Here is a 13906-nt window from a genome sequence, read left to right as displayed (position 1 = left end):
GCGCGGCGCGCGACACCTCACAGGGTCGCGAGCCGTATGCGTCCTGCCCGCGGCATCCTTCGGCGCATCATCGCCCCGCTCTCCGCGGCGGCCACGTTCGCGATCGTCGCGACCTTCGCGATCGCGCCCCTGCAGCGGCCGGTCGACGTCGCCCATGCCGCCTCGGTGAGCGCATTCGTCGACGGCGACGTGCAGGACGTGCGCGTCGACGGCGACGTGAGCACGCCCGCCCTGTCGCGCGAGTCGTACGTCGCCGAGACGGGCACGCAGACGCTCGTCGCAGGCGGTACCAACTACGACTGGGCGAAGCTCGTGCTCGTGTACGGCGGATGGCCGCTCACCGACGCGAACGTCACCGTCATGGTGCAGTGGATGCGCGAGGAGAACGGCCCCGACAACTGGTTCAACCGCAACAACCCGATGAACAACGGGCAGGGTTCGGGCGGCGGCAGCGGCCTCGGCAGCTACGACACCCTCGACACCGCGGCATACTACGCGGCCGAGAACCTGCAGCGGTCGGTGTACGCCGACATCGCCGCGGGCCTCGCCGACGGCAGCTCCGCCGAGCGCACCGCCCAGGCGATCTGGGCGTCGCCGTGGGCGACGAGCCATTACGGCTACGGCGCCAACTGGACCACCACGCCCGTGCCGGTCGTCGAGGCACCCCCGTCGGCCTGGGGTCGCTAGCAGCGTCTGCCCGATTGTGCAGGTCGAGGAGGGCGCCCGCGCCCGTCTCGAGACCCCGACGCCTCAGCGCCGCAACTCGTCCACGATGATCGGATGCGTGTCGCGCCACGCGTTCGCACCGAAGATCACGTCGAGGTGCCCGTAGCCCGGGATGCGGTGCAGCGCGTGCTTCCCCGGCGCCAGCGCATCGAAGTGGTCGAAGCTGCGCTGCTGGCTCTCGACGAGGAAGCAGCGGTTGTCCTCCCCCGCGATGAAGACGAAGCGCGCGTCGGTCCTCGGGCGCGCCAGGAGGTCGGGGAGCACTCCGGGTGCCGTGCCGGCGGGCACGAGGTGCCCGGCGCGCACGCACTCGCGCATCTGCATGAAGAACGTCATCGGGGCGCCCGCGAACTCGCCGGTGATCCAGTCGTGCGTGGCGGCGTCGATGTTGCGGTGCGCCCACAGCGCGGGGTGACCGCTGCCGTAGGTGAAGCTCACCATGGCGCACACGGGGTTGTCGCACTCCGGATGCGTCGCCGTGACCCACGCCCGCAGGAGCCGCGAGAACGGACCCTCCGACATGTACCCCCACCGCGGCGAGAGCGTCGGCGACATCCGTTCGATGGTGGGCGCGAGCCCGAGGATCTTGAACCGCGACCCGGCGGGCAGCACCGTGTGCAGCGACACCGCGTTCGTGACGATCGTCGACACGTCGGGCAGCAACCCCGAGATGGCCGACATCGTGAACGACGTGGAGCCCTGGCAGTGCACGAAGGCCTTGACCGTGTCGGCGCCCGTGCGCTCGCGCACGAGCCGCACTGCGGCCGGGTAGTCGTACACCGCGGCGTCGTCGAGGGTCCACGCCACGGGCTCGAGGTCGATCGACGCCCGCCAGTTGAGCATCCAGACGTCGAAGCCGTCGTCGAGCAGCGCGTCGACGAGCGTGCGCGGGATCGGCGGGCGGAAGATCTCGGCGCGCACGCCCGCCCCGTGCACGAGCAGCACGGGGCCCCGCGTGGGCGTGATCGCGGGATTCTCGACGTGCAGCATCGTGAGGTACTGGCCGTCGTCGGCCAGGAACGGGATGTGCTCGGTGTGCTGGTCGTCGCGCGTCGTGCGCGGCGTCGGGGTCTCGACGGTCATGCGTCCTCCGCTCGTGCCAGCCGTCCGTAGGTGCTCCAGAGCTTGCCGAGGAAGAGCCCGCCGAACCGGGCGATCGCCTGCGCGCCGCCCGGTCCGGTCGTGGTGAACGTCGTCATCTGCTCGGCGAAGTCGAGCGGCTTGATCCGCAGCACGCCGGCGCCGAGCACGGACGGGTCGTCCGGGTCGAGCAGGCCCGTGGCCGCGACATCCGTGCCGGGCGGCACGTGCCCGTCGAGCACCTGCACGAAGAGCGTGGTGGTGTCCTCCCAGAGGTCGAACCCGGGGTCGTCGCGCACCTCCTTGTAGCCCACGAAGGTGACGGGCGAGCCGCCCTCGGTCGTCAGCCAGAGGCGGTACTTCATGAGGCGGTCCTCTTCGTGGCCCGCCAGCACGAACAGGTTGAACCAGCCGCGCTCGACCTCGAGTCGCCCGCCGAGCGCGTCGGATTCGAGGTATCCGCTCGCGGTGCCCTCGTGCGCGTCGCCCGAGACGAACTCGTCGATGTCGGGCGCCGTGATCGTGAGCTCGAACATCATGCGCTCGTCGCGTACGCGCGCATCCTGCGCGGCGGATCGCGGCTCGCCCTGGCCGAGCACGAAGAACCCCTTCATCTGCTCGGTGAAGGCGACGGATGTCGCGACGGCGCCGTTCCCGCTCGGTCCGCCCGGCCCGGGCTGCTCCGCTGCGTTCGCGTCCATGGGCGACATCCCTCCGGTCGGTTGCGATGCGCCCGTGGCGGGCTGCGTCGCGTCGGTGCGCCGGCGGCGCCGGCGGGACTTCGGCCACTGCTCGAGTGCGTGGTCGGCCGCCCGGTCCGCGAACGCCGCGATCGTGAGCGACGGGTTGGGGCCGACGGGGCCGGGCATCGCCGCGCCGTCGACGACGGAGAGACCCGGATGCCCGAACACCCCGCCCCACTCGTCGACGACGCCCTCGAAGTGGTTGCGCCCCATGGGCGCCCCGCCCAGCGGATGCACCGTGATGACGCGCTTCGCCCACCACAGCGGGTTGTCGACGTACTTCGCGCCGAGCTCCTCGGCGAACTTCGACATCGTCTCGCGCATCGCCGCGAAGTAGTCGATCGACGTCGTCGTGGTCCAGTCGACGGCGAGACGGCCGCGGTCGAGGTACATCTTCCCGTCGGGAACGTCGCGCCCCATGCCGAGCACCGGCAGCGAGCTCGTCGACAGTGCGGTGCGGCCGAGCACGTTCGCGAGGTCGCCCGAGATGTTCGACTCGCCCCGCATGCTCAGTCGGTTCGCGAGCATCCGCAGGGCGACGCGCGTCGACCGGGACACGACCGACTTCAGCTGCGCGGTCTCGATCATCCAGTTGAGGAAGCCCGGGTAGCCGGCCTCCTGCACGTAGTAGCCGCGCCCGGCGCTGCCGTCGCCGTCGACGCGGTCGCCGATGCGGATCGCGCTCGTGATCACGGGTCCGCGGCTGCCCGTGATGCGGCGCGCCCTGGCCACCTTGTCGATCTGCTCCTTCGCGCCCATGAGGAAGCCGAGCAGGTCGCCGTTGCCCGAGAACCGGCTGCCGAGGGCCGGCGAGAGACCGGGCAGCGAGGCGCGGTTCTTCAGCAGCAGGTAGGTGGAACCGAATGTGCCGGCGCCGAGCACCACCCGCGCGGCGCGCACCGTGCCCTCGACGGGGGGACCCTCGTTCGGGCGATGCCGGCGGTACCGCACCTCCCACATGCCGTCGACCGGACGGAAGCCGCGCACCTCGTGCAGCGTGCGAACGTCGGCGCCGTGGTGCGCTGCGGCCGACACGTAGGTGTGGTCGAGCGAGTTCTTCGCGCCGGAGTTGCAGCCGATGTCGCACTCGCCCGACAGGGCGCACGTGTAGCGCATGCGGCCGTGGATGTTGCCGTACGGCTTCGGCTCGATCGGCAGGTACCCGCCGAGCTCGCCGTCCCGGCCGGTGAACGTCACCGCGAGCGGCGGCCGGAACGGCTCGTGCCCCGCGGCCTTCGCGGCGAGGGCGAACGTCTCGGTCTTCGGGGTGTCGTGGTACGGGTACGGCGTCGCATCCAGCATCCGCTCGACGCGGTCGTAGTACGGGTCGAGGTCCTCGCGGCCGATCGGCCAGTTCTCGTACCCCCCGCCCGGGAGGGGCGAGTCGTGCACGAACCACTCCGGGTCCTTGCGCAGCAGCACGTTCGCGTAGATGAGCGAGCCGCCGCCGAGGCCCGACGAGACGAGTCCCTCGAGGCCCCGGAAGCTCCACGTCTCGAAGAGCCCGTAGAGCTCGTCGGCGGGCGACCAGAAGTTCTCGGCGAACTCGATCGGCGTGCGCGCGAACGTGCCCGGCGGGTACGCGTGTCCGCGTTCCATGAGGATGACGGATCGTCCGGCCTCGGCGAGCCGGTACGCGGTCACGGAGCCGCCGAAACCGGAGCCGATCACGACCGCGTCGACGTACTCGGGCGTGCCGGATGCACTCTCGGCGACGGACGTTGCGGGCTCGGACGATGCGGCCATGGACGCTCCCACACAAGACGGATGCTGCGCAGAGGATGCCTCATCGTCCCACCGACCGCCCGGCCGCACAATGCGATCCGGCCCGGTTCGGGGCGGCGCCGGGCCGTTCACCCCCGGACTGGGGCGGCGTCACGGCCCGATCGCGGAGCGCGCTCAGCGTTCGAGCGGACGCCAGACGACGATGGCGTTCTCGCGCCGCACGCGGGTGCCGGCGCGCATCGAGACCACGTCGCCCGCGGCTCCCGCCGCGAACACGCGGCGACCCGGGCGGTTCAGCATCTCGTCGGCGAGCGCGCCCTCGAGCTCGCGGACGCGCTGCTCGAGCTCCGCCACCCGGTCTTCGAGGCCGAGCACGCGGCGGATCCCCTCGAGGCTCACGCCCTCGCTCGAGAGCTGGGCGATCTCGCGCAGCTGCGAGACGTCGCGCATGGAGTACCGGCGCGACTTGCCCGCCGTGCGGGTGGGCGAGACGAGCCCTAGCCGGTCGTACTGCCGCAGGGTCTGCGGATGCATCCCCGCGAGCTCGGCCGCGACCGAGATCACGAACAGCGGGCTCGCCTCGTTCATGCTCACGACGAGCGCCTCGCCTTGGCGAGCAGGTCGTCGCGCGGGTTCTCGTCGGGCAGCTCGGAGACGAACTCGCGCAGCTTCTCCTCGGCGTCCTTCGACAGGTGCGACGGCACGGCGACCTGCACGACGGCGAGCAGGTCGCCCGTGCCCTTGTTGGTGTGCACGCCCCGCCCCTTGACCCGCAGCACGCGGCCGCTCGGGGTTCCCGGTGCGATCTTGAGCTTCACGGGCTCGCCGCCGAGGGTGGGCACCTGGATCGTGGCGCCGAGGGCGGCCTCGGCGAAGGTCACCGGCACCGTGACGCGCAGGTTGAGGCCGTCGCGCTCGAAGACCGGGTGCTTGCGCACCGTGACGGTGAGCACGATGTCGCCGGGCTCGCCGCCGTCGGGCGAGGGGTGGCCCTTGCCGCGCAGCCGGATCTTCTGCCCGTCGGCGACGCCGGCGGGCACGTTCACGGTGATCTCGCGACCCTCGGAGGTCTGCAGCGTGATGCGGTCGCCCTGGGTGGCGGTGAGGAAGTCGAGCGTCGTCGACGCCGTGACGTCGCGCCCCCTCGTCGGCCCGCCGAAGCCGCGGTAGCCGCCCGTGGTCTGGCCGAAGCGGCCGCTGCCGAACAGGCCGCCGAGCAGGTCGTCGTAGTCGCCGCCTCCGCCCTGGCGGAACGTGTACTGGGTTCCGCCGCCGCGACCCGCGCCGCCGCCGAACATGTTGCCGAAGACGTCCTCGAAGCCGCCGGCCCCGCCGCCGCCGCCGGGCGCGGTGAAGCGGGCGCCCGAGCCCATGGCGCGGATGGCGTCGTACTCCTTGCGCTCCTCGGGGTCGGCGAGCACGGAGTGCGCCTCGCTCAGCTCCTTGAACTTCGCCTCGGAAGCCGCGTCGCCGGGGTTCTGGTCGGGGTGGTACTTGCGGGCGAGCTTGCGGTAGGCCTTCTTGATGTCGGCGTCGCTCGCGTCCTTCGAGACGCCGAGGATCGCGTAGAAGTCCTTGTCGAACCAATCCTGACTGGCCATCGGCGCCTCCTTTCTCGAGTCTGCCGGATATGTCGCCGGTCGAGTAGCGCCCGGCGGAGCCGGACGCGTATCGGGACCTCGTGTCGGGTCTCGATGCGCGTCACCCTGCGGGCGGCGCTACTCGATCGGCGGAGTCGTCACTGCGGGGTCTTCACGACCACCTTCGCGACGCGCAGCATGGTGCCGCCGAGCAGGTAGCCCGTCTCGACGACGTCGGCGACCGTCTCGACCTCGACCTCGTCGGACGGCTGCTGGAAGATCGCCTCGTGCCGCTGCGGATCGAACGGCTCGCCGATCTCGCCGAACGGCGTGAGCCCGAGCTTGGCCGTGGCCGCGCGCAGCTTGGCCGCGATCGTGGCGAACGGGGCGTCGCCCTCGAGGTCGCCGTGCTTCTCGGCACGGTCGAGGTCGTCGAGCACCGGCAGCAGCACGGCGACGGCCGCGCCGACCGCGCGCTCGCGCTCGATCTCGCGGTTCGCCTCGGTGCGGCGGCGGTAGTTCGCGTACTCGGCGGTGACCCGCTTGAGGTCCGCGAGGTGCTCGTCGCTCGGCTCCTGCACCTCGGCCTGGGCCGCGTTCAGGATGTCGTCGACGGTGAGCACGTCCTCGTCGTCGGTGCCGGATGCCGCGGCATCCGCAGCCCCGCCGGCCTCGGGGGCCTCGGGGGCGCCCTCCGCGGGCGCCCCTTCGGCCTCAGGCGTCGGCTGGCGAACCTCACCCGTCTCGGGGTCGATCCGCCGCTTGTCGCGGATGACCGGCTCCTCGTTGTTCCGGTTCTCGTCGGAGGCCATGATTACTTCTTCTCGTCCTCGTCGTCGATCACCTCGGCGTCGACCACGTCCTCATCGGACTCGGCCCCGCCCTCGGCGCCCGACGGGGTGGCGTCCTCGCCCGCGGCGGCTGCGGCCTCGGCCTGCTGCCCCTGGGCGTAGATCGCCTCGCCGAGCTTGCCCTGCGACTGCGAGAGCTTGTCGAACGCGGTCTTCACGGCCTCGTCGTCGTCTCCGGCGAGCGCGGTCTTCAGCGCGTCGACGTCGCCCTGCACCTCGGACTTCACGTCGCCCGGGAGCTTCTCGTCGTTCTCGCGGATGAGCTTCTCGATCGAGTAGACGAGCTGCTCGGCCTGGTTGCGCGTCTCCGCGGACTCACGGCGCTTCTTGTCGTCGGCCGCGTGCTCCTCGGCGTCGCGCACCATGCGCTCGATGTCCTCCTTCGCGAGCGACGAGCCGCCCGTGATGGTCATCGACTGCTCCTTGCCGGTGCCCTTGTCCTTGGCGGACACGTGCACGATGCCGTTCGCGTCGATGTCGAAGGTGACCTCGATCTGCGGGATGCCGCGGGGCGCCGGTGCGATGCCGGTGAGCTCGAACGTGCCGAGCGGCTTGTTGTCGCGGGTGAACTCGCGCTCGCCCTGGAAGACCTGGATGGCGACCGACGGCTGGTTGTCGTCGGCGGTCGTGAAGGTCTCGCTGCGCTTGGTGGGGATGGCCGTGTTGCGCTCGATGAGCTTGGTCATGATGCCGCCCTTGGTCTCGATGCCGAGGCTCAGGGGGGTGACGTCGATGAGCAGCACGTCCTTGCGCTCGCCCTTGAGGACGCCCGCCTGCAGGGCGGCGCCGACGGCGACGACCTCGTCGGGGTTCACGCCCTTGTTGGGCTCCTTGCCGGTCTCCTTCTTGACGAGCTCGGAGACGGCGGGCATGCGCGTCGATCCACCCACGAGCACGACGTGCGCGATGTCGCCGACCTTGATGCCGGCCTCGCGGATGACGTCCTCGAAGGGCTTCTTGGTGCGGTCGAGCAGGTCGCTCGTCATGTTCTCGAACTGGGCGCGGGTGAGCGTCTCGTCGAGGTTCGCGGGGCCGTTCTCGGTGAGCGACAGGTAGGGCAGCTGGATGCTCGTCGACATGCTCGACGACAGCTCCTTCTTGGCCTGCTCGGCGGCCTCCTTGAGGCGCTGCTTCGCGATCTTGTCGTTCGAGACGTCGACGCCCGTCGAGTCCTTGAAGCGCTTGACGAGCCAGTCGACGATGCGCTGATCCCAGTCGTCGCCGCCGAGGCGGTTGTCGCCGGCGGTCGCGCGCACCTGGATGGTCGAGAAGTCGTCGTCCTTGCCCACCTCGAGGAGGGAGACGTCGAACGTGCCGCCGCCGAGGTCGAAGACGAGGATGAGCTCGTCCTCCTTGCCCTTGTCGAGGCCGTAGGCGAGCGCCGCCGCGGTGGGCTCGTTGATGATGCGCAGCACGTTGAGGCCCGCGATCTCGCCGGCCTCCTTCGTGGCCTGGCGCTCGGCGTCGTTGAAGTACGCCGGCACGGTGATGACCGCGTCGGTCACGGTGTCGCCGAGGTACTGCTCGGCGTCGCGCTTGAGCTTCTGCAGGATGCGCGCCGAGATCTCCTGCGGCGTGTACTTCTTGCCGTCGATCTCCTGGGTCCAGGTGGTGCCCATGTGGCGCTTGACCGACGAGATCGTGCGGTCGACGTTGGTGACGGCCTGGCGCTTGGCCGTCTCGCCGACGAGCACCTCGCCGTCCTTCGTGAACGCGACCACCGAGGGGGTGGTGCGGAAGCCCTCGGCGTTCGCGATGACGACGGGCTCGCCGCCCTCGAGCACGCTCACGACCGAGTTGGTGGTGCCCAGGTCGATACCGACTGCACGTGACATGTGTGATTTCTCCTTCTGCCGGGGGTGTCAGGCGACCGGATGCCGCGTGTGCCCCTCGACGGTCGGCCCGGCCTTGCGGGCCTGCGACCGAAGTCATGTTCTTCGAGACTTGAGTCCCGATGGCTCAAGTGTTCCAGCGGCCCTGAACGGTGTCAAGTTGCCGACTCGAAACTTGAGCGCACCCGACTCAACTCACAGCGCGTTTCCAGTGTCCCCATCTCGATCCCGCGGTGGGTCGACTCCCGGTGTCGTGTTGCGCCCCGTGGCCGTTACCGTAAGCGCATGACTCGAACCCACGCTGCGCGCGCCCTCGCCGCCGCGGCCATGATCCTCGCCCTCGGGCTCACCGGCTGCGCCGGCGGCGGCGACGCCCCCACCAACACCGCGTCGTCGGCGCCGGCGGGGTCATCCTCGCCCGAACCCGCGACCGCGATGCCGAGCGAGGAGCCGACTGCCGGCGCCACGTGCGACGACGTGCTGACGGCGGACGCGTACACCAAGCTCGAGGCCGACGGACTCGTGCCGCGCGAGTCCTCCGCGACCGACACGATCGCCGGGCAGATCGCCGAGCAGGGCGGCCTCGTCTGCTCGTGGGGCAAGCCGCAGTCGGACATCATCCTCGACGTCCGCCAGGCGATGGTCGCCGGTGACGCGACGGCCTGGACGAACGCGCTCGCGGCGGCGGGCTACACGCAGACCGACGACCCGGTTCCCGGCGCCTGGACCGGGCCGGTCGACCCCGGCAACGGCCTCGCCCCGATCGTGGTCGTCGACGACGACACCGTGACCTTCGTGAGCGCGCCCACGTTCGCGGAGTGGATCCGGCCCGGCGTCTGATCCGCGGATGCCGCGCAGGTGCCTGAGGCTCGGGCGCTCGCGGTATGATGATTTCATCAATCCGTAAACCCGCAGGAGGCGCTCGCGTGCTGACCGATTCCGACCGCCCCCTCTACGAGGTGAAGGCCGGCCTCTTCAAGGGGCTCTCGCACCCGATCCGCATCCGCATCCTCGAGGTGCTCTCGGCGGCCCCCGAGGCCTCCGTCTCCGAGCTGCTCGACGCGACCTCCCTCGAGGCGTCGCACCTCTCGCAGCACCTCGCCGTGCTGCGCCGCAATCGGCTGGTCGAATCCGATCGCCGCGGCAGCCTCGTGTACTACCGCCTCGCCTATCCGCAGGTCGCCGACCTGCTCCGCGTCGCCCGCGCCCTGCTCGGCGAGATCCTCGAGACCACGCATCGCCAGCTCGTCGACCGCGGCGGGCTGCCCGAGCTCCCAGCCGGCGTCCCCGCCGCCGAGGTCGCGCCGTGAGCGGAGCCGCGACCCCCGCGGCGCCGACCCCCGCCACCCCGTCGCCGGCGGGCAGGGCCGCTGCCTACGTGCGCAGCCTCGCGCCCGCGGCATCCGACTACCGCGACCTGCGGCGCACGTGGAAGGGCGACCTCGTCGCCGGCGTCACCGTCGGCATCGTCGCGCTGCCGCTCGCACTGGCGTTCGGCGTGAGCTCGGGCGCCGGCGCCGCCAGCGGCCTGGTCACCGCGATCATCGCGGGCGTGGTCGCGGCGGTCTTCGGCGGATCGAACGTGCAGGTGTCCGGGCCCACGGGCGCCATGGTCGTGGTGCTCGGCCCGATCATCGCGGCCAACGGCGTCGGCGCGCTCGCGACGGTCGGACTGCTCGCGGGGGTGATGGTCGTGGCCGCCGGCGCGCTGCGGCTCGGACGCGCCGTCACCTACATCCCGTGGCCCGTGATCGAGGGGTTCACCCTCGGCATCGCGGTCATCATCTTCCTGCAGCAGGTGCCGGCCGCACTCGGCACGACGCCGGGCGAGAGCACGCACGCCATCGTCGCCGCGCTGCAGTCCCTTTCGACCGTGAGCTGGCCCGAGGTCGCGTGGTCGCTCGGCATCGTCGCCGTGGTCGCCGTCGTCATGCTCCTCGCGCCGCGCATCCACCGCATGCTGCCGGGGTCGATCATCGCCATCGTGCTCGTCACCGCGGTCGCGGCGCTCCTGCAGCTCCCCGTCGCGACGATCGGCGAGCTGCCGACCGGCCTGCCGGCGCCGACCCTCCCGACCCTGTCGTGGGACGCCGTCGCGCCGTTGCTCGGTCCGGCCCTGACGGTGGCGGCGCTCGCGGCGATCGAGTCGCTGCTGTCGGCGCGGGTCGCGGCATCCATCTCCGACACCGGCCCGTACGACGCCGATCGCGAGCTCGTCGGGCAGGGACTCGCCTCCGTGGCATCCGCCTTCTTCGGGGGCATGCCCGCCACCGGCGCCATCGCGCGCACGGCGGTGAACGTGCGCTCCGGCGGGCGCACCCGTGTCGCCGCGATCGTGCACGCACTGCTGCTCGCGGGCGTCGTGGCCGTCGGGGCAACCGTCGTCGCGGTCATCCCGCTCGCCGCCCTCGCGGGCGTGCTCATGGTCACGTCGACCCGCATGATCTCGGTCGCCACGATCCGCACCGTCGTGGGCTCGACCCGCTCCGACGCGATCGTCTTCATCGTGACCGCGATCATCACGGTGAGCTTCGACCTCATCTACGCGGTGCTCATCGGCATCGCCGTGGCCGCGTTCTTCGCGCTCCGCGCGCTCGCGCGCTCGAGCGGCGTGCACCGCGAGGAGCTGCCCGGGCCCGCCGAGCCCGGCGACGAGCGGATCGCCCTGTTCCGCCTCGAGGGGGCACTGTTCTTCGGGGCGGCCGAGCGCATGCTCGAGCGCGTCGGCGACATCCGCGGGGTCGAGGTCGTCATCATCCGGATGTCGCAGCTCCAGATCCTCGACGCGACCGGCGCCCAGGTGATCAACGAGCTCATCCAGGCGCTCGAGCGACGCGGGGTGACCGTGCTCGTCAAGGGCATCCAGACCCGGCACCTGCGGCTCGTGACCCGCGTCGGGGCGATCGCCTCGCTGCGGCACCAGAACCACCTGTTCGAGGAGCTCCCGCCCGCCGTCGAGCACGCGCGCAGCCACGTGCGGCGGGCGGCCGCGACGCGCTGACGCCCGCGGCATCCGGCTTCACGCACGCCGGCGGCCGGCCCGCGATCAGCCGATCATCGTCTCCGCGGCCCCCGACGGCGTCGGGTCGGGGAGCTTGCGCATCCTGAGCGCGACCACCATGCCCGCCAGCCCCGCGAGCAGGGGCACGAGCAGCGCGACCTGCAGCGAGATCGGGCGGGCGTCGGTGTTGATCGCGATGATCTCGTCCTGCACCTCGGGCGTCTCGTCGGCGAGCAGCTCCTCGAGCTGGGTGGTCGACATGAGCTGGGCGTCCTCTTCGAGCACGGCGGCGACCTGCTGCTGCTGATCGGGCGAGAGCACGGTGCTCGCCTCGGTCCGCGCGGTGAACGAGAACGCGAGCACGGCGAGCAGGATCGCACCCGCGAACGCGAGCCCGAAGGAGAGGCCGAACGAGCCGGCCGCGGAGTTCACGCCCGCCGCCTCACTGACCCGCTCGTCGGAGATCGGCGAGAGCGTGTAGTTGTTGAGTTGCGAGACGAGCAGCCCGAGGCCGCATCCGGCGATGATGAGCGGGATCGTGAGCCACCAGCCCGAGTCGGCGCGGGGCACGAGCGGGATGATCACGACGATGCCCACCACGAGCAGCCCGAACCCCCAGAGGATGATGTTGCTCGGCCGGCCCTTCGCCCGCCTGCCCGCGAGCATGGCCACGACGAACATGCTGAGCGACAGCGGGGCGATCGAGAGGCCGGCCCACAGCGCGTTGTACTCGAGCACGATCTGGAGGTAGAGGGGCAGCACGATCATGGTGCCGCCGAGCGCGATCTGCTGCAGGAGCTGGCCGCTCACGCCCGAGCGGAAGATCCTCGACGAGAACAGGCCGGGGTCGATCAGGGTCGCCCTCCCGCGGCGCTTGCGATCGCGCAGCCACCACGCGAGGCTGCCGAGCGCGACCACGCCGATGCCGATGATGAGGCCAACGTACTGCCCGCCCTCCTGCCACACGAGGATGCCGAGCACGACGCCGCCCATGCCGACGACCGAGAAGGCCGCGCCGCCCCAGTCGACGGCACGCGAGCCCGTGTACGGCACGTCCTTCACGAGCCCGATGCCCGAGAGCACGACCGCGATGATGACGGCTTCGAGCCCGAAGGCCACCCGCCACGACAGGAACGTGGTGATGAACCCGCCCAGCAGCGGGCCGACCGCCGCAGCGATCGCCGCCGACGCCCCGACGAGCGCGTACACGCGCTTCTGCTGCGCGCCCGCGAAGTTGCCGTGGATGAGCGACTGCATCGCCGGCAGCAGCAGCGAGGCGCCGATGCCGCCGATGATCGCCCAGAACACGATCACGGCCGTGATGCCCTGGGCGAACGTCATCGCGACGGCGCCGACGGCGTAGCCGAGGAGCCCGAGGATGTAGGCGAGCTTGCGGCCGATGAGGTCGCCGGTCTTGCTGCCGATGAGGATGAACGCGGCCGAGACGAGCGCCTCGAGCGCGATCGCGCCCTGCACGTCGCTCGCCGTCGTGCCGAGGTCCTCGACGACGGCGGAGATCGAGACGTTCATGATCGACGTGTCGACGACGAGCACGAACATCGCCATCGCGAGCAGGAGTGCGAGTCGCCGGTTGAACGGCTGCGCGTCGTCGGGGGATGCGGCGGGGTCCATGGTTCACCCAAGCACGCAGAGCGCACGAGGTCGAGGACCAATGTCCCCAACGGCGCGCCTCAGCCCGCGTCGGTCGCCGCGGCGAGCAGCGCCGCCATCGCCGCGGGCACGCTCGCGACGTCGAGCGCACGCACGAGGATCGGCGCGAACTGCGCCTTGCGCCCGCTGTGCGTGCCCATGAACCGGCGCAGCTGCACCTCGGTCGCCTTGACCCGCTGCGCGGGCTGACGCTGGAACCCGCGGAACCGGGAGAGCTCGCCGTGCTCGGCGAGGAGCTCCTCCACCCGCTCCGACCCGAGCGCCCGGATGAGCTCGCCCTCGAGGTCGGGGTCGCACGCGAAGAAGCCGAGCTGCGCGAGATCCGACCCGGGGCGCGCGAGTCCCACGCCCTCGACGGCCCGGCGCACGTGCGCGATCTCCGCGAGGTCGAAGAGTCCGAGCACCCGGGGCCGAATCGGCGTCCGAGCGAGCGCGGCGAGGTGGTGGCGCAGGTTCGTCACGCCGTCCATGGAGACGACGGCCGCGTCCGCCGCGGCGAGGTCGAAGCGGAGGAGCTCGGCGAGCGCCTCGAGCGCGAGCCGGTCGCTCTCGCCCTCCACGAGCACGACGGTGGCGGATGCCCCGGCGTACACGACTTCGCGCATGCCGCGACCCTACCGCCCGGCAGAACGTGGACACCGACTCGTTCGGGGCGTATGCTCTCGTGCGGACCGCGCCACGCGGCGTCCGAAGCCCG

Annotated in this window: 12 protein-coding genes; 4 read left to right on the top strand and 8 right to left on the bottom strand. The window is 71.5% G+C overall.

All coding sequences use genetic code 11. The features are described from left to right. Positions 1–36: 36 nt before the first annotated feature. Positions 37–687, top strand: coding sequence for a hypothetical protein (locus EDM22_RS04270; RefSeq protein ID WP_122935826.1), 651 nt, complete (start codon positions 37–39; stop codon positions 685–687). 63 nt (positions 688–750) lie between these two features. Here EDM22_RS04270 and EDM22_RS04265 read toward each other — a convergent pair whose 3' ends face one another. The 6 genes from EDM22_RS04265 to dnaK form a co-directional block, all read right to left on the bottom strand. Then, on the bottom strand, positions 751–1809 hold the full coding sequence (locus EDM22_RS04265) for an alpha/beta fold hydrolase (protein ID WP_122935825.1): 1059 nt from the start codon (positions 1807–1809) through the stop codon (positions 751–753). Next, complete coding sequence (locus tag EDM22_RS04260) at positions 1806–4295, bottom strand: GMC oxidoreductase (RefSeq protein WP_122935930.1); 2490 nt, start codon at positions 4293–4295, stop codon at positions 1806–1808. Before EDM22_RS04260 ends, EDM22_RS04265 begins: the two co-directional genes overlap by 4 nt. A gap of 153 nt (positions 4296–4448) precedes the next feature. Next, complete coding sequence (locus EDM22_RS04255) at positions 4449–4862, bottom strand: heat shock protein transcriptional repressor HspR (protein ID WP_122935824.1); 414 nt, start codon at positions 4860–4862, stop codon at positions 4449–4451. A 2-nt stretch (positions 4863–4864) separates the two neighbouring features. Then, entirely contained in the window at positions 4865–5875 is a 1011-nt protein-coding gene (locus EDM22_RS04250) for a DnaJ C-terminal domain-containing protein (protein WP_122935823.1), read from the bottom strand. A gap of 137 nt (positions 5876–6012) precedes the next feature. After that, positions 6013–6666: a nucleotide exchange factor GrpE gene (locus tag EDM22_RS04245; protein ID WP_122935822.1), complete on the bottom strand. Its 654-nt coding sequence runs from the start codon at positions 6664–6666 to the stop codon at positions 6013–6015. Positions 6667–6668: 2 nt separating this feature from the next. Further along, positions 6669–8540 (bottom strand): molecular chaperone DnaK, encoded by a 1872-nt coding sequence (dnaK, locus tag EDM22_RS04240; protein WP_122935821.1) that lies wholly within the window; start codon positions 8538–8540, stop codon positions 6669–6671. 282 nt (positions 8541–8822) lie between these two features. Here dnaK and EDM22_RS04235 point away from each other — a divergent pair, with 282 nt between their 5' ends. From EDM22_RS04235 to EDM22_RS04225, 3 genes are all read left to right on the top strand, one after another. Beyond that, positions 8823–9377: a hypothetical protein gene (locus EDM22_RS04235; protein ID WP_138708025.1), complete on the top strand. Its 555-nt coding sequence runs from the start codon at positions 8823–8825 to the stop codon at positions 9375–9377. Between the two features lie 86 nt (positions 9378–9463). Then, entirely contained in the window at positions 9464–9847 is a 384-nt protein-coding gene (locus tag EDM22_RS04230; RefSeq protein ID WP_245989179.1) for an ArsR/SmtB family transcription factor, read from the top strand. Further along, the gene (locus EDM22_RS04225) at positions 9844–11538 is read left to right on the top strand and encodes a SulP family inorganic anion transporter (RefSeq protein ID WP_122935819.1); all 1695 of its coding nucleotides are present in this window, start codon (positions 9844–9846) and stop codon (positions 11536–11538) included. Before EDM22_RS04230 ends, EDM22_RS04225 begins: the two co-directional genes overlap by 4 nt. 45 nt (positions 11539–11583) lie before the next feature. On the opposite strand, the gene EDM22_RS04220 is transcribed toward EDM22_RS04225, so the two are convergent. Together EDM22_RS04220 and EDM22_RS04215 are read right to left on the bottom strand one after the other, a co-directional pair. Beyond that, positions 11584–13170 carry an MFS transporter gene (locus EDM22_RS04220; protein WP_122935818.1) on the bottom strand — a complete coding sequence of 529 codons (1587 nt, stop codon included), beginning with the start codon at positions 13168–13170 and terminating at the stop codon, positions 11584–11586. Between the two features lie 59 nt (positions 13171–13229). Next, the gene (locus tag EDM22_RS04215) at positions 13230–13814 is read right to left on the bottom strand and encodes a TOPRIM nucleotidyl transferase/hydrolase domain-containing protein (protein ID WP_122935817.1); all 585 of its coding nucleotides are present in this window, start codon (positions 13812–13814) and stop codon (positions 13230–13232) included. Positions 13815–13906: the final 92 nt, after the last annotated feature.

It is taken from the genome of Agromyces tardus (assembly GCF_003710805.1).
GTDB classification, from domain to species: Bacteria; Actinomycetota; Actinomycetes; order Actinomycetales; family Microbacteriaceae; genus Agromyces; species Agromyces tardus.
This window is presented reverse-complemented; position numbering and strand designations above follow the sequence as displayed.